The organism is Rhodanobacteraceae bacterium, assembly GCA_024234055.1.
Classification (GTDB): Bacteria; Pseudomonadota; Gammaproteobacteria; order Xanthomonadales; family SZUA-5; genus JADKFD01.
In genome coordinates, this window is record JACKOW010000001.1 from 597,169 (window position 1) to 622,128 (window position 24,960).

The 24,960-nt window shown below is 64.3% G+C and carries 15 protein-coding genes; 6 read left to right on the top strand and 9 right to left on the bottom strand.

Annotated features, from left to right (window positions below; genetic code table 11):
- Positions 1–393: 393 nt before the first annotated feature.
- Positions 394–1,386, bottom strand: coding sequence for an RDD family protein (locus tag H7A19_02400; GenBank protein MCP5473673.1), 993 nt, complete (start codon positions 1,384–1,386; stop codon positions 394–396).
- A 313-nt stretch (positions 1,387–1,699) separates the two neighbouring features.
- Between H7A19_02400 and lipB the strand changes: the two genes are divergently transcribed.
- From lipB to H7A19_02425, 5 genes are all read left to right on the top strand, one after another.
- Positions 1,700–2,365, top strand: coding sequence for a lipoyl(octanoyl) transferase LipB (lipB, locus tag H7A19_02405; protein ID MCP5473674.1), 666 nt, complete (start codon positions 1,700–1,702; stop codon positions 2,363–2,365).
- A 67-nt stretch (positions 2,366–2,432) separates the two neighbouring features.
- Positions 2,433–3,416, top strand: coding sequence for a lipoyl synthase (gene lipA / locus H7A19_02410; protein MCP5473675.1), 984 nt, complete (start codon positions 2,433–2,435; stop codon positions 3,414–3,416).
- Positions 3,417–3,528: 112 nt separating this feature from the next.
- Positions 3,529–5,691, top strand: coding sequence for a carboxy terminal-processing peptidase (locus H7A19_02415; GenBank protein ID MCP5473676.1), 2,163 nt, complete (start codon positions 3,529–3,531; stop codon positions 5,689–5,691).
- A gap of 132 nt (positions 5,692–5,823) precedes the next feature.
- Positions 5,824–15,270, top strand: a complete 9,447-nt coding sequence (locus H7A19_02420; protein ID MCP5473677.1) for a VCBS repeat-containing protein — start codon at positions 5,824–5,826, stop codon at positions 15,268–15,270.
- A gap of 3 nt (positions 15,271–15,273) precedes the next feature.
- Entirely contained in the window at positions 15,274–16,167 is an 894-nt protein-coding gene (locus H7A19_02425) for a GGDEF domain-containing protein (protein MCP5473678.1), read from the top strand.
- A gap of 17 nt (positions 16,168–16,184) precedes the next feature.
- Here H7A19_02425 and H7A19_02430 read toward each other — a convergent pair whose 3' ends face one another.
- From H7A19_02430 to H7A19_02460, 7 genes are all read right to left on the bottom strand, one after another.
- Positions 16,185–16,562 (bottom strand): HNH endonuclease, encoded by a 378-nt coding sequence (locus H7A19_02430; protein ID MCP5473679.1) that lies wholly within the window; start codon positions 16,560–16,562, stop codon positions 16,185–16,187.
- Positions 16,563–16,577: 15 nt separating this feature from the next.
- A complete protein-coding gene (locus tag H7A19_02435) occupies positions 16,578–17,201 on the bottom strand; it encodes a membrane integrity-associated transporter subunit PqiC (GenBank protein ID MCP5473680.1) in 624 nt (207 codons plus the stop codon).
- Entirely contained in the window at positions 17,198–18,166 is a 969-nt protein-coding gene (locus H7A19_02440; GenBank protein MCP5473681.1) for an MCE family protein, read from the bottom strand. The genes H7A19_02435 and H7A19_02440 overlap by 4 nt, the downstream gene beginning before the upstream one ends.
- Positions 18,167–18,232: 66 nt before the next feature.
- Complete coding sequence (locus tag H7A19_02445) at positions 18,233–19,006, bottom strand: ATP-binding cassette domain-containing protein (GenBank protein ID MCP5473682.1); 774 nt, start codon at positions 19,004–19,006, stop codon at positions 18,233–18,235.
- Positions 19,007–19,020: 14 nt separating this feature from the next.
- On the bottom strand, positions 19,021–20,142 hold the full coding sequence (locus H7A19_02450) for an ABC transporter permease (protein MCP5473683.1): 1,122 nt from the start codon (positions 20,140–20,142) through the stop codon (positions 19,021–19,023).
- A 24-nt stretch (positions 20,143–20,166) separates the two neighbouring features.
- Entirely contained in the window at positions 20,167–20,610 is a 444-nt protein-coding gene (locus H7A19_02455) for a universal stress protein (GenBank protein ID MCP5473684.1), read from the bottom strand.
- 71 nt (positions 20,611–20,681) lie between these two features.
- Positions 20,682–21,833, bottom strand: coding sequence for an epimerase (locus tag H7A19_02460; GenBank protein MCP5473685.1), 1,152 nt, complete (start codon positions 21,831–21,833; stop codon positions 20,682–20,684).
- Positions 21,834–21,988: 155 nt separating this feature from the next.
- On the opposite strand from H7A19_02460, the gene H7A19_02465 reads away from it, so the two are divergent.
- Positions 21,989–23,887, top strand: a complete 1,899-nt coding sequence (locus H7A19_02465; protein ID MCP5473686.1) for a DEAD/DEAH box helicase — start codon at positions 21,989–21,991, stop codon at positions 23,885–23,887.
- Positions 23,888–24,174: 287 nt separating this feature from the next.
- On the opposite strand, the gene H7A19_02470 is transcribed toward H7A19_02465, so the two are convergent.
- Positions 24,175–24,951 carry an NRDE family protein gene (locus H7A19_02470; GenBank protein MCP5473687.1) on the bottom strand — a complete coding sequence of 259 codons (777 nt, stop codon included), beginning with the start codon at positions 24,949–24,951 and terminating at the stop codon, positions 24,175–24,177.
- Between the last annotated feature and the right edge of the window lie 9 nt (positions 24,952–24,960).

Below are 24,960 nucleotides of genomic sequence, written 5' to 3' on the forward strand. Positions count from 1 at the left end.
CGAAGAAAGAAGTGAGGAAGCGATCCGGGAGTTTGCGGCCCTGTCTCCGGATTGCTTCGCTGCGCTCTCCATGAACCCATATCGCAAGTCGTTGATTTGCTTCGTTCACCTGTAGGAGCGCCCTTGCGGCGCGACCGCTGATGCGGACGTGCGGCTTGCCGGTCGCGACGCGAGGTCGCTCCTGCAGGCAGCTTGTGGTTCATGGTCCGTGCGCAGTGTCGGGAGATACAGGTGGCTCGCAATGACGCCGCTTCTGCGCTCCTGTGGGTCCTGACAAGTCTGGACCTACAAGCGACACAGCCGCAGCCTTTCCCGTGCCCCGTGCCCCGTGCCCCGTGCCCCGTGCCCCGTGTCCCGTGTCCCGTGTCCCGTGTCCCGTGTCCCGAGTTGGACTCAATACCGCGCCAAGATCTCGTACGCGATCCGCATCCAGACGCCGTCCATGACCATCACCCAGGCAAACACCAGGGCGCCAAGCGCCAGCCACCACTGATTGCTGCTGAGTGGCGTGCGCTGCACCTTCAGTCCCAGCGTGTGATCCCAGGCGGTCAAGCCGCTGTTGGAGAGCTTGCCGAAGGCGATCGCGTAGGTGAACAGCACGAAGGGCGGAATCAGCAGCGCTTGCCCCGTCAGTGCCACGCGGGTTGCGCGCTGCAAGGCTGTGGACATGCCTGGCGCGGCGCCCCGGCCGTTTACCACCCGCAAGCCGAGCAGCCACTTGCCGGGGGTGTAACCGCTCAAGCCCAGCAGCAGGGCTTCGAGAGGCAAGGCCAGCACCAGCAACAGCACCAGCGCGGCAATGGCCGATTGCTGCATCTCCTGGTCGGGAGTGGACAGCAGCCAGGCGCCGGTGCGGATGCCGATCATGCTTACTGCCGCCCAGGTGATACCGCCGAGCAGGGCCAGGTCGATCTGGCGGGCAAAGAATCGGCGCAAGGCTTCTCCAGCCCGTTCCTGGCTTTGCGCCGTCAGTGCCTTGCGTTTGTCGGCTTTGAGCAGGGTCTCGGTAGCCGGCACCGCCTCGGCCTTGTGCGTGGACAGGTCGGACCAGGCCGGGCCCTTGCGATGGGCCGGGACCTCGGTCGCCTGGCTGCCACCGCGTTTCTGGCTGTCACCGGAACGCGATGCCCTGGCGGCAGGCTTCTGGCCGTTCTTGGCAGTGCTCGCGCGCGACATGGGCGGTTTGGGAGGGGCATCCGCGGTGCTGACGCCCATGCCCAGCGCTCGCCGCAGCGGCACCCACTCGGCCTGGCGCAGGGTCCACACCAGGTGTTGATCGCCGATCTTGCCCTGCTCGCGCAGCTCCAGCAGCTGCGGTCGCGTCAGCGGTCCCGTGGCCTGACCTTCGCGATCTGCCACAAACCAGCCATCGCCGCTTTCAATCATGGAGTCCACCCGCGCCTGGTTTCGGTCACCGCTGCCAATACTGGACACACCGGCACCTGATCGCCAGTCCTGAGAGAGTCCCGATCGCCCCGGGCGGTGTGCATTTTTTGTGCATCAAACATGGGAGGGCGAGAGGGCACGAGGGCGCGAGGGCACGAAAAGGCGGGCGAGCGGCGAGATCGCAGCTCTATCGTGTCCTCGCGCCCTCGCGCCCTCAGATCAACGCCTTGCAGTGTGTTCGGTGAGGCACGGCGCTCGAAATGGCAGTGCCATGCCGGCGCTAATGCCGCGTCGCCCGCGCTATCCTTCGCCGATGAGCACTCCTTCAATTCAGGCCCGCTGGCTCGGGCGCCAGCCCTATGAGCCCATCTGGCGGGCAATGCAGTCCTATACCGATGCCCGCGACAGCGCCACGCCGGATGAGATCTGGTTGATGGACCATGAACCGGTCTTCACTTTGGGGCAGGCCGGCAAGCTCGAACATGTGCTGGCGCCCGGCGATATCCCGGTGATTCCGGTGGATCGCGGGGGCCAGGTGACCTATCACGGCCCGGGTCAGTTGGTGGCCTATCCGTTGCTGGATCTGCGCCGACTGGGTCTGGGCGTGCGCGAGCTGGTGCAGCGGCTGGAACAGGTAGGCATCGATCTGCTGGCGGAATTCGACATTGATGCCGAGCGCCGCGAAGGCGCGCCAGGCCTTTATGTTGCCGGGCGCAAGATCCTGGCCATCGGCATCCGGGTGCGTCGTGGCTGTACCTTTCATGGCATTGCGCTCAATGCCGACCTTGATCTGGAGCCCTTTGGCCGCATCAATCCCTGTGGCTACCAGGGTCTGCAAGTCACCCAGATCGCCGATTTTCAGCCGGCACCGGCCCTGCCGGAGCTGGCATTACGTTATCTGCATCGATTCTGTGCGAATTTCGGGCATGCCGCTCTGCCGCAAATTGCCACCGATCTGCCGCAGCCCACGCCGGCCTGATCACTTTCGGCTGGCGCCCAGCGTGTACGATTCATGCTGAGTCATTGTCCCCGTCCCAGAGAAGTCCATGTCCCAACTGCAAGCTGACAAGACCATTCCGGCCCTGGTGGTGGGTGAGAAGCAACTCGGCGAAAGCAAGATTGCGCGCAATCCGGTCACCTTTGATCCGGACCGGCCGGCGCTGCGCAAGCCCAGCTGGATTCGGGTGCGTCTGCCCCAGGGCAATGCCGTCGAGCGCCTCAAGGCCAGTCTGCGCGCCAATCAGCTGGTGACCGTCTGCGAAGAGGCCTCGTGCCCGAACATCCACGAGTGTTTCAGCAAGGGCACTGCCACCTTCATGATCCTGGGTGATATCTGCACCCGACGCTGCGCCTTCTGCGATATCGGCCATGGCCGCCCGAAACCACCGGATGTCCATGAACCGGCGAATCTGGCTCGCACTATCCGCGACATGAACTTGCGCTATGTCGTGATCACCTCGGTCGATCGCGATGACCTGCGCGATGGCGGCGCCCAGCACTTTGTCGACTGTATTCGAGCCGTGCGGGAACTCAGCCCGCAAATCGTGGTCGAGATACTGACGCCGGATTTCCGCGGCAAGGGCAGAATGGAGCGCGCGTTGGAGGTTTTCCTGGCCGGACCACCCGATGTGTTCAACCACAATCTGGAAACGGTACGCGAACGCTATCGAGAAGTTCGACCCGGTGCCGACTACGACTGGTCACTGAAACTGCTGCAGCGCTTCAAGGCCCAGCACCCGACGGTACCGACCAAGTCCGGAATCATGCTGGGCTTGGGTGAAACGCTGGATGAAGTGCATCAGGCGCTGCGCGACCTGCGCGCCCACGACGTCGAGATGGTGACCATCGGCCAGTATCTCCAGCCCAGCGCTCACCACCACCCGGTGATGCGCTACTGGACGCCGGAGGAATTCGAGGCTCTGCGCGTCTTCGGCGAGGAATTGGGATTCAGCCACGTGGCCAGCGGTCCGCTGGTGCGCTCGTCCTATCACGCCGACCTGCAGGCGCACGCTGCGGGTGTCGTCGCTTGAGATCGCGCCAGACAGCAACAAAGTTCACAGACGGAGTCGATTCCGCGACTTCCGTCACTTGCTCCCGACGGGCGCCGGGAGCACTGTTGACACCCTCAACTGGAGATTTGCGATGAAGTTTGCGAGGAGTGTGCTGGTCATCGCCCTGGGTTTGTCCCTGGCGCTGCCGCTGACGGCGAAGCCGAAGATGGTCAGCCTTGCGGATCTGACGCCGACGCCTGAGCAAGGAGAAGCGGCTGATTGGGTGTCCAAGTATCTCACGCGCCTGCACTACGCCAGCAAGCCGCTGGATGACGTGATGTCGCATGAGATCCTGAAGCGCTACATCGAGTCGCTGGACAGCGAGAAGGTGTTCTTTCTCAAGTCCGACGTCGACGGCTTCACTCAGCGCTATGCCGACTCGCTCGATGACGCCATCGAGCAACGGCAGCTGGAGCCGGTCTACGAGATCTACAAGACCTATCTGAAGCGTCTGAACGAGCGCACCGACTATGCCCGCGGGCTGCTCAAGAAGGGTTTTGACTTTACCCTCGATGAGGATTACGCCTACGACCGCAAGGACGCCGAATGGGCGAAGGATCGTGCCGAGCTTGACGAGCACTGGCGCCAGCGCATCAAGAATGACTGGCTGCGCCTGAAGCTGGCGGAGCGCAAGGATGACAAGATCGCCGAAACCCTGGACAAGCGCTACCGCGACTACCTGACCCGGGTGGAGCAACTGGATCGGCAGGATGTGTTCCAGAGCTTCCTCAATGCCTATGCCATGGCCATCGAGCCTCACACCAATTATCTCGGCCCCCGGGCCAGTGAGAACTTCGCCATCTCCATGCGGCTGTCGCTGGAAGGCATCGGCGCGGTCCTGCAGCGCGACGGCGAATTTGTGGTGATCCGTTCAGTGGTCGAAGGCGGCCCGGCCGCGATGGGCGGCAAGGTCAAGGTCGGCGACCGCATCGTCGCGGTCGGTCAGGCCAAGGACAAGCAGTTGACCGATGTGGTCGGCTGGCGTCTGGAAGATGTGGTCGATCTGATCCGCGGCCCCAAGGACACGGTGGTCAAACTGGAAGTGCTGGCCGCGGAATCGGGTGTCGGCGGTCAGACCAATATCGTGGAAATTACCCGCGACAAGGTCAAGCTGGAGGAACAGGCTGCCCACAAGAGCGTGATCGAGACCGGCGGCGAGCATTCCAGGCGGATTGGCGTCATCGAATTGCCCGCCTTCTATCTGGACTTCGCTGCCCGGGCGCGCGGTGATTCAGACTATCGAAGTTCCACCCGGGATGTACGCAAGCTCTTGAGTGAACTCAAGGCCGACAAGGTCGACGGCGTACTGATCGACCTTCGCAACAACGGCGGCGGGTCCCTGACCGAAGCCACCGAGTTGACCGGTCTGTTCATCGACAAGGGACCGGTGGTGCAGGTGCGGGATGGTCGCGGTCGGGTCCAGGTCGAGTCCGACACCGATTCCGGCGTGGTCTACCAGGGTCCGATGGCGGTGCTGGTCAATCGTGCTTCGGCCTCGGCCTCGGAGATCTTTGCCGCTGCCATCCAGGACTACGGCCGAGGTCTGATCATTGGCGAGCCCACTTTCGGCAAGGGCACCGTGCAACAGCTGGTGGATCTGGATTACATCGCCAACAAGGATTCGGCCCAGCTGGGTCAGCTGAAGTTGACCATGGCTCAGTTCTTCCGCATCGACGGTGGATCCACCCAGCACAAGGGTGTGGTGCCGGATCTGGCGTTCCCGGTGACCCTGGATGCCTCCGATTACGGCGAGTCCACCTTCGACAACGCGCTGCCATGGACCAAGATCGCAGCCGCCCGCTATGCCCCGGTGGGCAGTTTCGAGCGTCTGCTGCCGATGCTGGAAACCCGCCATGAGGCGCGCATCGAACACGATCCCGAATTCGGTTTCCTGCGCGAGGACATCGCCCAGTACCGCGAATCACGAGCACGCAAGTCGATTTCGCTGAACCTTGCCAAGCGCGAGGCCGAGCGCAAGGCGGACGAGAAGCGTATTGCCGAGCGTGCGGCGGCCCGTGGCGAGGCCGATGCCAAGCTGGCGGCCAAGCTGGATGATGGTCTGAATCCCGGCGAACGCGGCACCCAGGATCTGCTCGATCCGGACGCTGACAAGGACGAGAAGAAGGATGTGCTGCTGACCGAGGGTGCACGCGTGCTGGGTGATGTGATCGAATTGCTGGACGAGAATCCTCGGATCGCGGATGTCAGCAGTGGGGCTGCCAAAGCCGGATTGCCGCCACCTCCTGGCACCTGACCGCTGTCCGCGGTACAACTCGTGACGCAAGGGCCGGCCTATGTGCCGGCCTTTGTTCGTTTAAGCGCTGGTAGAGTCTCGCTTCAGGCGAGACAATGCCACCAGGAACGACCACGCCAGAGGGGACTCTTCATGCTGCTACGTGATCGATCGGCAGTAGCCGCGGGGCAACCCCTCAACCTGCTGCGGGGCAAGGTGCGGCTGGGGCTGCTGGCCTTGATTTCCCTGCTGGCCCTGCTGGGGTCGTCTGTCGCGCTGGCGCAGGCCACCTGCACCTGGAATCTGAATTCATCAGGCCTTTGGGACAACCCGGCCAACTGGAACGGATGTACAGGCGGTAATGGCACGCCTGCCGGTACGCCCGGGCCGGCGGACCACGCCATCATCTCCCTGGCGACGCCCGGTGCCGTTGTCGATCTAGGGGCCAGCAATCGCATCGTGTCGCAGCTGACACTGGCGTCCGGCACCTTGGATGGATCGGTCGACCTGAATGTGACCAGCCAATTCGACTGGAGCGGAGGAGACTTGAGCGCAACGCCGGCATCTGGCGCAGCGCTGACACTGGACGCGGGTGCAAATGGGTTGATCGACGGCACGCTGCACCAGATTCTTGAGCGCCGGCTGCGCAATCTGGGAACCCTGACCTGGAGCGGCGGCGACATTCTGGTGTCGTCGAACGCGGTGATCGACAACCAGAGCATCTTCAATATCGACGCCGGCATCATCGTGATTCGGACCGTCAACGGCGGCGGCCCGCCCTTGCGCATGACAGGTAATCTGACGGGCGGGCAGTTCATCAATGCCGCTACTCCCGGAGCGCAGATCGAGAAGCTGGGCGCCGGTGAGGCCGAGATCGGTGCTGGCCTTGATTTCGACAATCAGAACAATGTCCTGGTGAGCACCGGCGCCTTGCGCGTGGCGGCGCCCGGCCTGGATGTCGGCACTTACCAGATTGCAGCCGGGGCACGTCTGGATCTGGCGCCTGGTCTCAGTGACAGCCGATCGCTCGCTGGACTGCCGGCAGTGTCGGGCACCGGTGTGCTGCGCAAGGTCGACGAGGGCAGTATCGACATCGACGGGGCTTTCCCTTTCGGCGGCCGGACCGAAGTTCTCGATGGCATGCTGAGCTTCAATACCCAGGCGCCCAGCGTCAGCTTCGCGCAGCTGCAGGTTCAGGCCCCTGGCGTCTTGAGCGGCAGTAACGATTTTTCCGTTTCGGGCAGCCTGCAGTGGACGGGCGGCGAGATTCGCGGCGCGGGTGGCTCGCTGACCCTGCTCGGCGCTGCGACGGCCACCGTGACACTGGACAACGCACACCCCAGTGCCTATCTGACCTCGCGAAATCTGATCAATCAGGGTAGTTGGCTGATCTCGGCCAGTGGCACTGACCTCACCCATTTCTGGCTGGACTCAGCCGACATCGACAATCAGAGCAATCTTGAGCTGCGCAACAACAGCGCGCAGAACCTGCAACTGGCTTGCGTCAGCCAGGATTGCGGCAGCTTCCAGAACCAACCCGGCGCCACCCTGACGCTGAATGACATCAGCGGAGTGATCTCGATCCAGTCTGACCTCGCCGCCTTCCACAATGCCGGCTTGGTGGATCTGATTGAGGGCTGTGCCGGGATCGACCCGCCAGGCACGGATACCGGTACCTATCGTTATGGCGGCAGCTGCACGTTGGCGTTCTTCACCCGTATGGGTAGCGAACGCATCTTCGAACCGACTGTCGTCCTCAACCCCCAGGGTGGCACGGCGCTGCAGGTCGAAGGTCGCTTGCGGATCAACGGCGTCGCGCGCAGCTTCCAGAATCTGCTGATTCAACCGGATGCGACGCTGTATGGCCCGGCTGCCATCAATCTTGACGGCAACACGCTCTGGCGCGGCACCATCGAAGGGGCCGGATTGTCGGAAACCGTGAGTATCGGCAGCATTGGCACTGTCCAAGTCGGCAGCGAGCCGACGGACACACCGACACTGCGCAATCGCCTGCTCAGCAATGACGGTGCCCTGAATATTCAAGCCAGCGTGTTGCTGCTGGATGCGGACCCCCAGATCAACAACAATTCGACCCTGACCCTGGCCGCGAGCCCCCAGCTTGGCGCGGGCATCGGCTGCAGTGCGCCGCCAGTCTGTGGTTCGCTGGTCAATCTGGGATTGATCACCACCTTCTCTGCCGGACCAGGTGTGGGCCCTCCCGTATTTCTGGCTCCCGAACTCACCCTGAGCCAGCAGGGGCAGGTCGAAGCCACGTCCGGCGCACTTCTGCTCGATGCAGTCTATACCGCCTTCCCGGGTTCCACCCTGCGGGTCCTCACCACTGCCATCATCGACCGCAGTTCGGGACCGTTGGCACTGGCTGCAGGCACGTTGACCGGCGACGGCATCGTACGCGCTGATGTGCAGGTCGATGCCGTCGATGTCGCCCCCGGATCGGGCCCCGGCGGACTCACCATCAACGGCAGCTTCAGCGCCACCTCCAACACCACCTACAGCATGGAGATCGGCGGGATCGTGCCGCCGGCACGGCGGGATGAGTCGAACGAGAAGATGCCGCCAGCGCAGTACGACCGGCTGACGATCTCCGGGCCGGCCGCGCTTGCTGGCATCGTCAACATCATCGATATCGGCTACACGCCCAGTGCCAGCGACAGCTTCGTACTGCTGTCCTACCCCAGCTTCAGCGGCGGCCTTGGGCTCGGCAGCAATCCCTACTCCGGCTTCCTGCTGGACGCAGGTGCGACCCGAACTCGGCTCACCCAGAACCTGTTCTCGGTGTGCGAATGGAATCCGGGTGGCGCCGGTGCCGACGACTGGACCAATCCGGCCAAGTGGAACAACTGTTCGCTGGGCGTGGGGCCAGGCCCGGGACCTGCGGGTACCCCGGGAGCGGTCGATCGCGCCTTGATTGCCGGTGGTTCGGTGAATCTGGACGTGCCAGTGCTGGTCGATGCGCTGGAATTGACCGGCGGCACCGTGAGTGGGTCCAACAACCTGACGGTCAACGGTGAGTTCATCTGGACTGGCGGATTCGCGGTTGGCCCGGGTGGTTCGGAACTGATCCTGGATTCGGCCTCCATCGGGCAGCTGTCGGGTGGCCAGAAGGTGCTCGACGGCCGCACCCTGCGCATCGGCGGGGCGACGACCTGGACCACCGGATTGATCGAATTGGCCAACGCCGCAGTTATCACCATCGATGCCAGCGGCGGTCTGATCAGCCGCCCCAGCGCCGCGCCCGAACAGATTTTCGGTAGTGGCAGCGGTACGGCGCAAGTGGTCAACGACGGCGCCATCGTCAAGGAAGGCTTCAATATCTCGGGCATCGCCGAGAACGTGGAATACGTGGGAACCGGTGCGGTAATCGTTGATCAGGGCGAGTTTTTCATTTCGGCAGCGTCTCCCAGCCCCTTTGACGGCTCCTTCGTCAGCAACCTCGGCACCCTGCGCTTCAACGGCGCCAGTCGCAGTTTCAGCCCCAGCGCCAGCCTTGGCGGCGCCGGCCTGATTGCCTTCGGCGATGCCGGGCCGATGCCGGCCATCAACCAGGTCGACGCGTGTCTGAGCAGTCCTGCCAATGTCCGGGTGGAGAATGCCGAAGTGGCGTTCAACTGCGCCTCTCCGACCGCACTCGATTACTTGAATCTGGCGCATCCCGGCTCGGTGGTCGAGGGCAGCAGTGCCATCACCATCATCGGCCAACTCGAATGGAATCACGGCATCATCCGCGGCACGGCGCCGGGCCAGACCATCGAAGTCGCAGTAGGAGCATCGGCCTCCCTGGCCTATCTGGTGAATCCCGCCATCGGGCGCTTTCTCAACAACCGTCAGTTCATCAATCACGGCTTGCTGTTCTGGGTGGGCGAGAATCCGCTGACGCTGGAAGCGGGTGCGGAGCTTCGCAACGAATCCGACGGTCTGCTTCGAGTGCTGTTGCAACAGGGACTCGGCACCCATCTGTTCTGGGATTCGTCAGTCGGCGCGCGCCTGTTGAACCTCGGCAGCATGGAGATTGATGCAGCGGAGCCCTTCAGCATCGAAGCTCCATTCGACCAGGCAGGCACGGTCACCATCAATGGCGGCGCCATGACCATTCGCCAGGGGGGTGCGGATAGCGGTGACTACGTCATCGGTACCGACGCACGGCTCGACTTCCAGAGCGCCAGTTCGATACGCAATCTGAGTACGTCCAGTTCCGTGAGCGGTCCCGGCAAGCTGATCGTCAGCAATTCGGCGTCCGTGTTGATCGACAACGTGCCTTTTGCGCCTGGTGCCGTCGAGATACGCAATCTCGGCACGCTGCAGATCGATGCGCCGGCGCAGGTCGCCATCGGTGATTGGTTCCTGGCCGGCGGCATACTCAACGGCAACGCCGATCTGGCTGCCAGCAACACGATGGTCTGGGCGGCGGGCACCTTGGCCAGCACCTTGCCCGGCACGGCGGCGTTCACCATCTTGCCGGGTGCGGATCTGCAAATCATTGGCCTGCAACCCATGCGCGTCGGGAACGGCGTTTCCGCTCCCTTGGGCTCCTTGTTCAATCAATTTCTGGATCATCGGGAGCTGCGTGTACAGGGCACGGCCAACTGGAGCGGTGGTGACTTCTTCGTTCCCCTCAATTCCACTGGCCGCGTGGTGGTGGAGGCTGGCGCGAGCTTCGGCTTGAGTTCGCCCGACATGCCCTTTTTCGGATGCGCGGGCATCCCTTGTGTGGCTGAATTCATCGTCGACGGCACTTTGCAGATGTTTGGCAGTACGGCGGATCTGCAACTCACGTCGCCGATGCTGCTGGGCGGGGACCTGTTCGTCGATTCCGGTGCTCTGGGCTTGCCCGATCTGGTGCAGAACGCCGGTGTCATTCGCGTCGGTGCGGGCGCCAACCTGAATCTAGGAACGCTGACAATCAATGGCGGATCGCTGCAGGGCTCAGGGATTGTTGGCGGCGACGTCACCAACCTCGGCGGCAGTATCGATCCCGGTCTGTCACCGGGCTATCTGTCGATCATCGGCGATTTTGTGCAGGGCGCCGGCGGTACGCTCGAGATCCAGATCGCCGGATTGACCCCCGGTGTGAATGCTGACTTCCTGTTCGTATCAGGCACGGCCACGCTCGACGGTACCGTCAACATCAGCGACGCCGGATTCTCCCCGACGCCACCTCAAATCTATGAGTTCCTGAACTCCGACACCGTCATCGTTGGCGCTTTCGCCAACGCCAATGTCGCCTATCCGGGCTATGAGGTCAGCTACGACCCCAACAACGCCATCCTGTCGCCGGTCGCTGGGCCGCTAACGGTCAATTCCATCGCCGATCCCGGCACCGGCACCTGCGACGTCACCGAGTGCACCCTGCGCGAGGCCATCGATCAGGCCAACAGCACGCCTGGACCGGACATCATCCAGTTCGCCATACCCGGTGGTTCCTGCGTGGGCGCGGGCGGCGCCTGCGTCATTGTGCCCAGCACGCCGCTGCCGCAGATCACCGACAGCCTGATCATCGATGGCTACAGCCAGCCAGGCGCCGCGCCAAACACGAACCTGCCGAGCTCCGGCTTGGGCAGCAATGCCGTGCTGCAGATAGAAATAGACGGCAATCTGACCAGCGCAGCGAGCGGACTGGTGATCAATGCGCCCAGTTCGACCGTGACCCTTGCCGGTCTGGCCATTCACAGTTTCCTCGGCAGTGTGGTGACGCTGGGCCCTGGCGACGCGAGCTACAGCCTGATCGGCAACTTCATCGGTTTGCGCGCCGACGGCACCGCGCCGGCACTCACGCCGGGCACCGGCGTGTCGATCCAGGGCGGCAGCACCTTTGTCGGTGACTCGACAGCAGCCGGCATGAACGTCATCAGCGGCAATCAGCAGCAGGGCATCGCCATCAGCAATATTCCGCTGCTGGCCCCCGCGGTAGTCCGTGGAAATCTGATCGGCACCGATCCCACCGGCCTCCTGCCGCGCCCGAACGGCCTGCAAGGCATCATTGCCACCACGCCCAGCCGCCTGCAGGGCATCGTCATCGGCGGCAATCTGCCGGACGATCGCAATGTCATCAGCGGCAACGCCCAGGACGGCATCCGTTTCGATTGTTCTGCCACCGGCGATATCTGCTTCGATGGTGCGCGCGTGGTCGGCAACTTCATCGGTCCGGCTGCCGATGCCACGCCCATGGGCAACGGCGGACACGGCGTCAATCTGGCCTCGATGATCGATGGCAGGGTCTACATCGGTGGTCCCCTGCCAGGCGCGGGCAATCTGATTGCGTTCAACGGCGGCAATGGCATCACTGCAACCTTTGGCGGCACGGGCAGAGGCACCTTCCAGCGCAACGAGATTCTCGGCAACACCGGGATTGCCATAGATCTTGGCGCGGACGGGCGTACCGCGAACGACGCCAATGACCCTGACCTCGGCCCCAACGGCTTCCTCAATTTCCCCTATTTCACCGGCTATGTGCTGGCTGGAACGGGCGATTCCGCTGATTTCGATCTGCTGCTCGATACCCCGGACGTCAGTGGCAACTATCCGGCCGAAGTGGACCTTTATCTCGCCATCGAAGACGAGCCCGGCGTGTACCTCGGCAGCATGAACTGCTTGGTACCGAACTCACCCTGCAGCGCCACTATCGGTTTCCCGGCGGGCGTTGTCCTGACGCCGGATGATGTGGTGCTCGGCGTGGTCGTCGATGGCTTCGGCAAGACCTCGGAGGCCAGTTTCTACGCCACCTCCGCCGCCATCGTCGGCGACAATCCCGATCCCTCCGACATCGGTACGCCCTACGATGTGGATGTCGAGATCACCAGCACCGACCCCTTCGCGCCCGTGGGTGATGTTGCTGTTGCCGATGGCGTGGGCAATATGTGCACGGCGACCCTGAGCAAGTCCACCAGTGGCGTGGCCATAGGCACCTGCCAGTTGCCAACGACTGGACCTGCCGGGGCGGTGCTGACCTTGACGGCGGACTATGTCGCCGCACCGGCCCCCTTTACCGACAGCTCGACGAGCGACGCGCACACGGTCAATGCATTGCCGCAGCCGCCGGTGATCTCGCTGATCAGCCCGGCAGCAGGTCCGGCGACAGGCGGGACCACCGTGACCATCACGGGCTCGAATTTCGTCGTCGGCGCCACCAGTTTCGATTTCGGCACCGATCCGGGGCTAGGGGTCAACTGCGTATCTACCAGCTTGTGCACGGTCAACGCGCCAGCTGGCACTGGCATTGTCGACATTCGTGCGACCACCAGTGCCGGGCGCAGCGTCAATACGCGAGTGGACGACTTCAGCTATCGGGCCGGGGCGCCGCTGTTGTGCACCAATCTGGTCTCGGTTGGCACCTTCCCCGCAGGCATCAGTCCCTATGCCATGGCCTCGGGCGACTTCAATGGCGACGGTTTGAAGGATGTGGCGGTTGCGAACAACGATGCGTCGGGGACCGTCTCCGTACTGCTGGGCTCCGGCGCCGGCGGATTTGCGCCCGCCAACAGCTTTGCCGTCGACCCCTTCCCGCGCAGCGTCGCTGTGGGAGATTTCAATGGTGACGACGTCGCAGATCTGGCGGTCGCCAATTACGGCGCGACGACGGTCTCGATACTGATGGGTACCGGCACTGGCGGCTTCGCGCCTGCGAACAATATCGTTGCGGGTTCGGGGCCGCACGCAGTGGCGGTGGGTGATTTCAATGGCGACGGCAAGGCTGATCTGGCGGTCGCCCTGCTCGATGCCGACAGTCTGGCCATATTGCTCGGTGACGGGGTCGGTGGTTTTGGCCCGCCCGCGACGGTCCCGTCGCTACGCTCGACTTCGCTGGGTATCAGTGATTTCGATCAGGATGGCAACAGCGACATCGCACTCGGCAACCAGCTCATGGGCGATGCCGCCGTGGTCCTGGGAACGGGCACCGGATCCTTCGGTGTTCCAGCCGAGGTGCCCGTCGGCAGCAATCCCACGGCGCTGGCCGTCGGCGACTTCGATGGCGATGGTTTTTCCGATCTGGCCGTGGCCAACCGCGGCAGCAATGATGTGTCCGTGCTGATCGCGGGCAGCGGTGGAGCCTTCACGGTGGCAACCAGTTACCCGGTTGGCAGCCAGCCGGTGTCCATCGACATCGGTGATTTCGATGGCGATGGTCTCGCTGATCTGGCGGTCGCCAATTTCGGATCCAACGATGTCTCCTTGCTGCCAGGGACCGGGTCGGGGAGTTTCGGGACGGCGATCAACGTGCCGGTGGGCACATTCCCCAGCAGCGTGCTGGTCGGTGACTTCGATGCCAGTGGCCAACCCTATCTGCTGGTGGCCGTCGACTTTGCCAACATCGTGTCACTTCGCAATGCGGGCTGCCCGCCGACGATCACAGCGTTGACACCAACGGGCGGACCCGAGACCGGCGGAACGGTGGTTACCATCGATGGCAGCGATTTCGTGATCGGCGCGACCAGTTTCAGTTTCGGACCCAATCCGGCGACGGCCGTGAGCTGTTCGTCCACGCTGCAATGCACGGCCACCAGCCCTGCTGGCAGTGGTGTGGTCGATGTCATCGCGACAACCGTGGCCGGGGCCAGCACCAACACCTCGTCCGACGACTTCAGTTACGCCGCCGCGACCAGCACCACCATCCTCAGCATCGATCCCGAGCCCAGCGTGGTCGGTCAGCCGTACACGGTCATTGCCGATGTCACTCAAGGGGGAATTCCGGTGGTCTCCGGGTCCGTGTTGATCCAGCAACTCAGCGACGGCAGCACCTGCAGCTACTCGCTGAAGACCGGCGGCGGATGCCAGCTGGTGTCGAACAGCGCCATCACCACGGCGGTGCGTGCCTTCTATTCGGGTGCCGGGGGCCTCAGCCCCAGCGTTTCGCCGATAGTGACTCACGTGGTCAACCGTGCGCCGACCGAGATCCTGATCAGCAGCGACACGCCGGATCCGTCGACCGTGGGACAGGAGATAGCGGTGACGGTGGAAGTCGCGGCTCTGGCACCGGGCGCAGGCACGCCCACCGGGCAGATCCTGGTCACCGATGGTTCGGCCAGTTGTGGCTTTACCCTGCCCACGCTGAGTTGCAGCTTCGTACCCAAGGCGTTGGGTGCTGCCACCCTTGAGGCGCGTTACCTGGGTGATGCCAACTTCGCTCCCAGCACCGACACCGAAGCCCACACCGTGACCGTCAACGGTGCCGACCTCTCCATCATCAAGCGCAACGGCTTGCGCATCCTGCCGGCTGGTCAACCCTCCACCTATGTACTGTTGGTCAGTAATGCCGGACCGGATAACGTGCAGGGTGCGCGCGTGACCGACATCCTGCCGCCGCAGCTCAGCAACGCCTCCTGGACCTGCACCGGCACCGGCGGAGCGGTCTGTCCGGCCAGTGGCACAGGCACCGTCGATGCGCTGGTCAACCTGCCGTCGGGCTCCAGCCTGACCTTCCTGCTGACGGTCACGGCCCAGGCCAGCCCGGAGCAGATCGTGACCAATCGGGCGACCGTGACACCGCCCAGCAACTCGACGGATCCGGTGCTCGGCAACAACGAGAGCAGCGACACCGATCCCATCGGTTTGTTTGGAGACGGCCTCGAAGACGAGAATGACTAGGACATGGGCGTCCGCCGCAAATCACATCACACCACGACGCGCGTCGTGGTGCCCACCGGCGGGCCGGCGCCCAGAGACCCGGCCTGCCTGGTCGTGGTCAATGGTGCGCAATTGGGTCTCGAAGCCAGGATTGCTGACCAGCCGCTGCTGATCGGCCGTGCTGACGATGCCGGACTTACGATCCGCAACACCAGCGTGTCCCGGCGCCATTGCTGGATCGTCCGCGATGGTGATGGATATGTGGTTGAAGACCTGGGATCCACCAATGGCGTCTTCGTCAACGGCCAGAAGGTGCAGCGCCTGGGCTTGCGCGATGGTGACCGTTTGCGGGTGGGGCACTGCGAGCTCAAGTTCTTCGGCGAGGGTAGTGCGGAGGCCAGCTATCACCGTGAGTTGCTCAACCAGGCCGTATTCGATGCCCTGACCGGCTTCTACAATCGGCGGCAGTCACGTGAAATGCTGGAACACGCCTTTGATCGTGGCCGCAATGATGCTGGCAATCTGCGGCTGATGATCCTGGATCTGGATCACTTCAAGCCCGTCAACGACCAGCATGGGCACCTCGCGGGTGACCGGGTGCTGGCCGGCTTCGCGGCGCTGGTCAAACGTGAACTCGACCCGGAAACCGTGTCCGGGCGTCTGGGCGGCGAAGAATTCGTGGTTTTCAGCTCGCACCTGTCAATGTCCGAATTCTGCGCACTCGCCGAGTGCCTGCGAGCAACGCTGCAGGCCACCGAGATGCCGATCGACGACGGCAGCGTACGCATCACGGTGAGCATTGGCATCGCGCAGCAAAGCCCCGACATGCGCGCCGCGGCGGATCTGTTGCGCGCCGCCGATGGCGCGCTCTACAAGGCCAAGCTCGGTGGTCGAAACCGGATTGTCGTCGGCGAATAACGGGCGTTCAGGCCGGACTATTCGAGCGCGCGCCAGCGGGACATCCGGGTGGCCAGCAGGCGTTCGACGATGGCATGGGCCCTGGTGTCGGCCGGTCCGCGCGCATCCGGTCCGCGCCCTTTCTGGTGGTTGCAACGGGCACAGGCCAGGGCCAGATTGCGCGGATCGTCGGCGCTCTCTACCTGCACCACCAGATCTTTGGCCTGGCTGCGACCAAACCAGGAGCGCGGGACGATGTGCTCCAGCGTGGTGCCGGGCCAGGGCTTGCCTGCGGCGGTGATGCCGATCCGGCTGCGGCAATGCAGGCAGCCGGTCTGCCAGTGCCCTTCCTGCAGCGAGGCCCGGCTGTCAGTGCGTGCCGCCAGCAGCAACAAGACGTGCAAGCGAGTTGCCACGGCCGCGTCTTGCCCTCAGCTTTCAGCGCAAGAGCTGACATCTGCCTGCTGCAGCCACTGCAGCGTTTGCTGGCTCAGTTTCAGGGCCAGATCACGCAAGCTGGCCACCGCCCCGGCCACACCCGCCGCGAGGTCGGCAGCCTCGACCGTGATCAGGCCGGAACTGGCCAGCACCTCGGCGTTGCGGCTGCAGATCAGGCGGAGATTGAGGGCCGCACGGGCGCTCAGGCCAGCGCCATCGTCGTGCAGTTCGAAGGCCCGCAACTCGCCGCTCAGACGCAGTGGCAAACGGTGGGTCTGCGCTGACTGCGCCACTGCCGGGACCAGCCCCGCCGCTTCGATGGTCCGCACCAGCAGATCCTGCAACAGGATTGGCAGCGGCGCAGTCCAGCGGGCGCCGGTCATGATCTGCACCTCGCCATCAGCACGAATCACCACCACATCGACGTCATCCAGCGGCGCAACGGCCCGAGGCACATCGACCAGCAGCGCCAGTGGCAACGGCCGCTCGGCGCGCTGGGCCACCGCGTCGGGCAAGGTGTATTGCGCTTGCTCGCTGGCCTTGGGCAGCACGCCCGAGAGACAGCCACCCAGGCTGAGCAGAGCGCTGGACAGGAAGGCGGCGCGTAGCATGTTCATTGAGGACGGTACTCCCGTGGGCGGTCGCGCTGCAGCAGATAATCGGTGGGTGCGGTTTCCAGGCGCGTGCTGATGCGGTTCATGCTCGCCGCCAGTTGCCTGAGTTCCTCCAACGTGGCGGTCAGCTCGGGCATGCCCTGTTGCGCAAACTGATCAAGCTGCGCACTGTTGCGTGACAGCAGTGTATCGACCCGAGCCGACAGTTCTCGCAGCGACGTCAGTGTGAGGCGCAGATCATCGGCGGCCGGCGCCAGATCCTGGCGCAGCATCTGATCGGTCCGAGCCAGGGTCTCACTGCTTTGCCGGGCCAGATCCTGGAAGGCAGCCGAGGCATCACTGATGCCCGCAAAAGCCTGGTCGGCGCGACGCAGTGCGCTGCTGAGGTCGGCCTTGTCCTGGTCGATCTGCGAGGCGATCGACTCGACGTGCGCCAGCGTCTGGGTGACGCTCCGGGCATTTTCGTCACTGAGCATCTGGGTGATCCGGCCGAGGGCCTCGTTGAAGCGCACCAGCACGTCGCCGCCGTCGGTCATGAATTTCTGGAAGGCGCTGGGCTTGGCTTCGATCACGCCGACCTCACCGGGCGCCGGCGGCTCCAGGGGCGGCGAAGCCGGATCGCCCGCCACCAGTTCGATGATGGCCACGCCGGTCAGGCCGGTGTAAGTCAGGCGGGCGCTGGTGTCGGTGCGGATCGGCGTATCGGCACCGACCCGCACGCGCGCCAGCACCCGCGCGGCGTCCTCGCGGTCCAGCGACAAGCGTCGTACTTCGCCCACCTGGATGCCGTTGAAATTGACCGCCGCGCCCTTGGTCAGGCCAGTGACCGTTTCGTGGAAGACCACGTCGTACTCGTCGAATTCGTCATCAAGGCTGACCTTGGCCACCCACAGGGCGAAGAACATGGCCCCGATCAGCGTCAGCAGCACGAAGGCGCCGATCAGGACATGATGAGCTTTGGTTTCCATGGCAGCTGGGCTACTCCGGTGTCGGCAGCTGGCATCGGGCAAGCCAGGCCGGTGTATGGGTGGGCGTCATGCTCGCTCGGCCTTGAGTTGCTCGGACTGGGTGTAGGCCATGCGTCCCCGCGGGCCCTGGAAGCACTCGCGGATCCACGGTTGGTCCAGTTCCTGGATCACCTCCGGCTTGTCCACCGCAATGACGTGGCGGTCCGCCAGCACTGCCACGCGCTCGCAGATGCGATAGACGCTGTCGAGATCATGCGTGATCAGGATCACGGTCAGGTGCAGCGCCTGATGCAAGGTGGCGACCAGTTCGTCGAAGGCGGCGGCGCCGATGGGGTCAAGGCCCGAGGTGGGCTCGTCGAAGAACAGGATCTCCGGATCCAGGGCCAGCGCCCTTGCCAGCCCGGCGCGCTTGCGCATGCCGCCCGAGAGCGTTTCCGGATACTTGTTGGCGGCGTCCGGTGGTAGTCCTACCAGGGCAATCTTCAGGCGCGCCAGTTCGCTGATGAAGTGCTCGTCCAGCGCCGTGTGTTCCTTCAGCGGCACCATCACGTTCTCGAGCACGGTCAACGAGGAAAACAGGGCACCGTCCTGGAACATCACGCCGACCCGCCGTTCCAATGCGTGACGGGCACTGTCGTCCAATGTGGCCATCTCCTGACCGAACCACCAGATGCGACCGGCACGATAGGGTTGCAGACCGAGGATCGAACGCATCAGCACGCTCTTTCCCGCACCCGAGCCGCCGATGATGCCCAGCACCTCGCCCTTGAGGATGTCGAGATCCAGGTCTTCATGCACCACCTGTTCGCCGAACTGGTTGCGCAAGCCGCGCACGCTCATGACCACGTCTGCCGTCACCAGCCGAGCTCCATGAAGAAGATCGCTGCGATGGCGTCGACCAGAATGACCAGAAAGATCGATTGCACCACGGATGAGGTGGTGTGTCTGCCCACCGACTCGGCGCTGCCCTGCACCTTGAGGCCTTCCAGGCAGCCCACCAGGGCGATGATCACCGCAAACAGAGGCGCCTTCGACAAGCCCACCAGCAGATGTCGCAATTCGGCAGTCTCCTGCATACGCGCCAGAAACAGCCCGGGCGAAATTCCAAGCTCGGTGCCGCCCACCAGAGCGCCGCCGAGAATGCCGGACAGCACCGCCAGAAAGCTCAGCACCGGCAACATCACCAACAAGGCCAGCAACCGCGGGACCACCAGCAGTTCGACCGGATCAAGGCCGAGAGCCCGGATCGCGTCGATCTCCTCGCGCGCCCGCATCATGCCGATCTCTGCGGTGTAGGCGCTGCCCGAACGTCCGGCGATCATGATCGCGGTCAGCAGCACGCCGAATTCGCGCATGAAGGAGAAGCTGACCAGTTCCACCGTGAACACCTGAGCGCCAAAATCGGCGAGCACGGTGGCGCCAAGGAAAGCCACCACCGCGCCCACCAGAAAACTCAGCAGGCAGACAATGGGTACCGCATCCAGCCCGGCGCGCTCCATGTGATGCACTGCACTGGTCCAGCGCAGGCGCTGGCGGCCGGCGAGGATCGCCAGGATCGTGGTCAGCGTTTGTCCGCCAAAGCCCAGCAGCAGCGTGAACTGACGCCAGGCAAACTCGACCGCGGCACCGGTGCGCTCCAGCATCGGTTGAATGCCAAAGGGCTTGCGCGGGCGGGTTCTGGGCTGGGCAATGCGCTCGCCGACCAGACTCAGCAACTCGCCATCGGCGGGTCGCAGACCCTGGAACTCCGGCCAGGGCATATTGCCCAGCCAGCGCTGCACCAGCAGCAGCGCCCCGGCCGTGTCCAGCGCGGTCAGTTCGCTGGCGTCCACCTGTACCGGCCGCGAGCCGGTGGCGGCGGAGAGTCCTTGCGAACGACGCTCAGCCGCCGGCAAACCGGCAACGGTCCAGTCGCCGCGCAATCGCAGCACCGGCTTGCCCTCCGTCTGGTCGAGACTGTAATCCGCTTGCGCCATGGAGCAATCCGCGGGGATGTGCTGTCAGCGTACCACCAGCACCGGCAGTTCTCCGTGGGTCAGTACCTTTTGGGTTTCGCTGCCAAGGATCATGGCGCTGAAGCCGCGTCTTCCGTGTGAGGACATGCAGATCAGATCGCAGCCGCGTTCGGCTGCCGTGGCCAGAATCAGGCGATAGGGATGGCTGTCGATTCCGTGGGTGACCTCAAAAGGCACGCCGGCCTGGGTGCAGGCCTCGGCAAACCCCTTGAACACCACTTCGGCCTCCACCGCAGCCTGGCGCTCGTACTCTTCCTTGGACGGGAACTGATATACGGGCACCATCGCATCCACCGGCGGAATGTACTCCGGCACGGCGTAAACGCCGGTCAACCGGGCGCCGACTTTCAGCGCCAGACCAATCGCCGCGTCGACCGCTTTCCGGGCCAGATCCGAGCCGTCGGTCGGAACCAGGATATGGCGATACATGGCAATGCTCCTCAGCCGTCGAACAGGAACTCATGTTACCGACTTTCACCAACGGCGGAGATTGAGCCGGGTCAAGAGGCGCTGTTCTGTGCCTTCCAGGCGGCCAGCACCTCGGCCTCGCGCTCGCGCTTGATCCCGGCCCGCAGCGTGCCCTGACGTTCCGGTGTCTGGGCATGAAACCAGCTCAGGGTGTCCGCAGCGGTAGTGGCCAGTGGCCGGAAGCTGAGTCCGGCATCGAGCGCACGCTGAATGCTGACCCTGGCAAATCCCGCCGATTCGCCCTGGCCGGGTACCCACACCGGCATGTCGCCCCAGGGCGCGACCTGCTGCTTCTCCAGAAATTCAGCCGGCACGAAGTGCAGGCGGGCACCAGCCGTGGTCACGGCGCGGATGCCATAGAGCATGGCCGCCACCGACATCTCGTAGTCGGGCCCAGTGGCGTTGTAAATGCCATAGCGACGACCTTCCGCCATGCGGATGGTCCATTCCGCCAGATCACGGGCGTCGATGAATTGCACCGGATCGGCGCCGGCAGCCGACGGCGCCAGCACATCACCACCAGCCTCCAGGCGCAGCGGCCAATAGCTGAAGCGGTCGGTCTCGTCGCCCGGGCCGACGATCAGCCCTGGACGGATGATGGTGGTCTGCTCCTTGAAGTACTTCATCGCCTGGGCTTCGCTGGCCGCCTTCATCGGCCCGTACAGGGCCATATTCGCCATCAAGCTGTCGCGGGTCTCCTTGAGGACATCCTCGCCCTCGTATTCGGCGAGCCTCGCGGTCTCGTCCATGCCCGGCTTGCTGGTATCGGCATACACCGAAATCGTGGAGATGAAGATGTACTGCTCGATCTGGCCGGCCAGCACTTCGCCGACATCACGCACCCAGAAGGGCACGCTGGTGGGATTGTCGATGCATACATCCCAGCGCCGGTCCTTGAGCGCCGCGACATCCCCGGTATTGCGGTCGCCGGTCAGCTCCTCGACCTCGGCTGGCCAATCCTGCGGCCGTCGTCCGCGATTGAACAGGGTGATCTTGTGGCCGCGTGCCAGCGCATAACGCACTTGATGCGGGCCGGTGAAGCCGGTGCCGCCCAGGATCAGGATGTTGAGTGGCTTGGGTGCTTTTTCGACGGGGCCGGCGGCCAGGCTGGGGCGGGCGCCGGTGACGCCCGCGGCAGCGGCGAGCGCGCCCAGTTTCAGAAGTTCGCGGCGGGTGCTCAGCATGATGAAATCCGTCTGCCGTGGAAGATGGGCATGAGTTTAGGCGCGTCAAGCGCGATCCACCCCGGCCAGAGGTCATTGGCTCAGCTTGGTCGCGCTACAATGCACATCAGTTCGCGCCTCGCGAGCTGGATCGTCTGGACCCGCAAGGATGCGTCATGTCTGAAGAAACCAATCTGCCGAGCTTCTCCGAGCTGGGCTTGCCCGACTATCTGCTGCGCACCCTCGCCAGCGTCGGTTATGAATCCCCTTCGCCCATTCAGGCGGCCACCATTCCGCCCTTGATGGCCGGGCGCGACGTGCTCGGGCAGGCGCAGACGGGCACTGGAAAGACCGCGGCCTTCGCCTTGCCGATCCTGGCCAAACTGGACATGAAGCAGTTCAAGCCGCAGGCGCTGGTGCTCGCGCCCACCCGCGAGCTCGCCATCCAGGTGGCCGAAGCCTTCCAGCGTTACGCCCAGCAGATCCCCGATTTCCATGTGCTGCCGGTCTACGGCGGTCAGGGCTATGGTGCCCAGTTGCATGGATTGGCGCGCGGCACCCATGTGGTCGTCGGCACGCCGGGCCGGATCAAGGATCATCTGGCCCGTGGCACCCTCGATCTGTCGCAACTCAAGGTCGTGGTGCTCGACGAGGCCGACGAGATGCTGCGCATGGGCTTCATCGACGATGTCGAGAGCATCCTGCAGAAGACCCCTGATACCCGTCAGGTGGCGCTGTTCTCGGCGACCATGCCGGCCCCGATCCGGCGCATCGCCCAAACCCACCTGAAGTCACCCGAAGAAGTCACGATCCGCTCCAGTACCTCCACGGTCAAGGCCATCCGCCAGCGCTACTGGCTGGTCAGCGGCGTGCACAAGCTGGATGCGCTGACCCGCATACTCGAAGCCGAAGCCTTCGAGGCGATGATTGTCTTTGCCCGCACCAAGCTCGGCACCGAGGAACTGGCCGAGCGCCTGCAGGCAAGGGGGTTTGCCGCCGCCGCCATCAACGGCGATCTGATTCAGGCACAGCGTGAGAAGACCATCGCCCGGCTCAAGGAAGGGCAGCTGGATATCCTGGTGGCCACCGACGTGGCCGCGCGCGGACTCGATGTCGAGCGCATCAGCCATGTGCTGAACTACGATATTCCCTACGACAGCGAGGCCTATGTGCATCGCATCGGTCGCACCGGTCGGGCGGGTCGCAGTGGCGATGCCATCCTGTTCGTGACCCCGCGCGAGCGCCATCTGCTGCGCGCCATCGAGCGCGCCACCCGGCAGCCGATCGAACAGATGCACCTGCCCACGGTGCAGGCAGTCAACGATCGCCGCATTGCCCGTTTCCACAAGCGCATCTCCGAAGGTCTGGAAGCTGGCGATCTGGATCTGTTCCGCAGTCTGATCAGCGACTACGCCCACCAGAATGAAGTGGCTGAGCTGGATATTGCCGCGGCGCTGGCGCGCATGCTGCAGGGCAAGACGCCGCTGCTGCTGGCGCCGGGCGGTGACACCACGCCCGCGGATGAACCACGCTTCGAGCGCACTGAACACGCCGAGCGTCCCCGCAGCGATCGTGGCAAACGCGAGCCGGTGTCCAAGTTCGGTGGTCCGGACAAGCCGCGATTCGCCCGCAGCGAAGATCGCGCACCGATGGAGCGCAGTTCTGACCGTACGCCGGTCGATCGTGGTGCCGAGGCCCGCCCGCCGCGCGCTGCGCGGCCGCCTCGGGTCGCCGAAGCGGCTGGCAAGCTGGAGAAGTTCAGGGTTGAGGTAGGCCACAAGCATGGCGTCAAGCCGGGTAATCTGGTGGGCGCGATTGCCAACGAGGCCGGTCTGGAAAGTCAGTTCATGGGCCGTATCGAGATCGAGGACGACTACAGCATCGTCGAGTTGCCCGAGGGCATGCCCAAGGATGTATTCCTGCATCTGAAGAAGGTCTGGGTCGTGGGCCGGCCGCTGCGCATCAGTCGCTTGTCCGACGCACCCGATACCAGCGCCAGCGACGACCTCAAGCCGCAGCCGCACCGCGCACCGCGCAAGCCCGGCGACAAGCCGCCACGGCGCAGGCAGCCCTGATCGGCTGGTGCTCCCGTCCTGAGGCACATCGTGGCCAGATGCAGCACGCAGAGTACGCAAGGGAAAAGCAGAGAGAACACGAAGAAGAGCGTTTCGATCGGGCCATGAACCTGGGTGGGAGGTAGCGCGGCTCCGGCGCGCGCCGGGTAGGCATGTGCGCCAGGGTTGGTCGCGCCGGCGGCCGCGGCTCGCCCTGCCAGGCGCCGCGCGCTTGCCATTGCGGCGCGCAGTCCAAGCGGTCGGGCGGCGCGGATCTGGCCTGCAACGAGGCGCTCGCCTGAGCTCGCTTAGGCGTCCTTTACAGACGCCGCCACCTGCCATTCGAAGGCTGCGCTGTCGATGAAGACGCCATCGGGACCAAAGCGCCGCTCGTGCAATCGGGCCCGGCCCTGCTGATCCACCGTGTACAGCGTGCTGCTGCGGGTGCCATAGCTGCTGCCGGTGATGAAGGGCGCTGACAGCATGCGCTCCAGCGTCAGGCCGACGCCGGTATCGGGCAGATCGGCATCCGCGGCGGGTTCGGTATCGGCCAGTGCCGCGAACAATATCGATTCCTCGTCTTGGCCCCTGGCGCACCATCGAGTCAGCGCCTCCCGGAGTTTCCCCACCTTGGGCCACGGCGTGTCCAGCGTTGCATTGCTCAGCCCGTAAATCCCCGTCGGCAGGGAGGCGCTGCCGTCGCCATCGCTGTTGACGTAAGCCAATGTAGTACCGTGCCCGTAGATCAGGTTGAAGGGGCTGTACTCGGCCGCCGAGGCCCGCAGTTGCGCCAAGCTTTGCTCAGGATCACCGTCATCCAGCAATGCCTCCAGAACCAGATGCCCGCGGCTGCGACCCTTTATGGCCCCAGGTCTTCGGATATTGGTCACCATCGCCACGCGGCCGCTGAGACTGGCCGCCATCCAACTGCCGCCCGCAGCCAGGTCGCGACCGCCAATGATCTGCGGATGCTCCTGCCAATGCCTCGCGCCCATGCTCGGCCGCGCATGGTATTCGTCGCGGTTGGCCGCGATCACGAGGGGATAGAGCGGATGTTGGCCGAGGGCCAGCGCGAGCAGGCACACGCGTTCGGC

Coding starts and splice junctions, on each gene's coding strand:
- lipB (MCP5473674.1), top strand. CDS start 1,700: ATGAGCACTCCTTCAATTCAGGCCCGCTGGCTCGGGCGCCAGCCCTAT.
- H7A19_02425 (MCP5473678.1), top strand. CDS start 15,274: ATGGGCGTCCGCCGCAAATCACATCACACCACGACGCGCGTCGTGGTG.
- H7A19_02440 (MCP5473681.1), bottom strand. CDS start 18,166: ATGGAAACCAAAGCTCATCATGTCCTGATCGGCGCCTTCGTGCTGCTG.
- H7A19_02435 (MCP5473680.1), bottom strand. CDS start 17,201: ATGAACATGCTACGCGCCGCCTTCCTGTCCAGCGCTCTGCTCAGCCTG.
- H7A19_02420 (MCP5473677.1), top strand. CDS start 5,824: ATGCTGCTACGTGATCGATCGGCAGTAGCCGCGGGGCAACCCCTCAAC.
- H7A19_02445 (MCP5473682.1), bottom strand. CDS start 19,006: ATGAGCGTGCGCGGCTTGCGCAACCAGTTCGGCGAACAGGTGGTGCAT.
- H7A19_02415 (MCP5473676.1), top strand. CDS start 3,529: ATGAAGTTTGCGAGGAGTGTGCTGGTCATCGCCCTGGGTTTGTCCCTG.
- H7A19_02400 (MCP5473673.1), bottom strand. CDS start 1,386: ATGATTGAAAGCGGCGATGGCTGGTTTGTGGCAGATCGCGAAGGTCAG.
- H7A19_02460 (MCP5473685.1), bottom strand. CDS start 21,833: ATGCTGAGCACCCGCCGCGAACTTCTGAAACTGGGCGCGCTCGCCGCT.
- lipA (MCP5473675.1), top strand. CDS start 2,433: ATGTCCCAACTGCAAGCTGACAAGACCATTCCGGCCCTGGTGGTGGGT.
- H7A19_02455 (MCP5473684.1), bottom strand. CDS start 20,610: ATGTATCGCCATATCCTGGTTCCGACCGACGGCTCGGATCTGGCCCGG.
- H7A19_02465 (MCP5473686.1), top strand. CDS start 21,989: ATGTCTGAAGAAACCAATCTGCCGAGCTTCTCCGAGCTGGGCTTGCCC.
- H7A19_02450 (MCP5473683.1), bottom strand. CDS start 20,142: ATGGCGCAAGCGGATTACAGTCTCGACCAGACGGAGGGCAAGCCGGTG.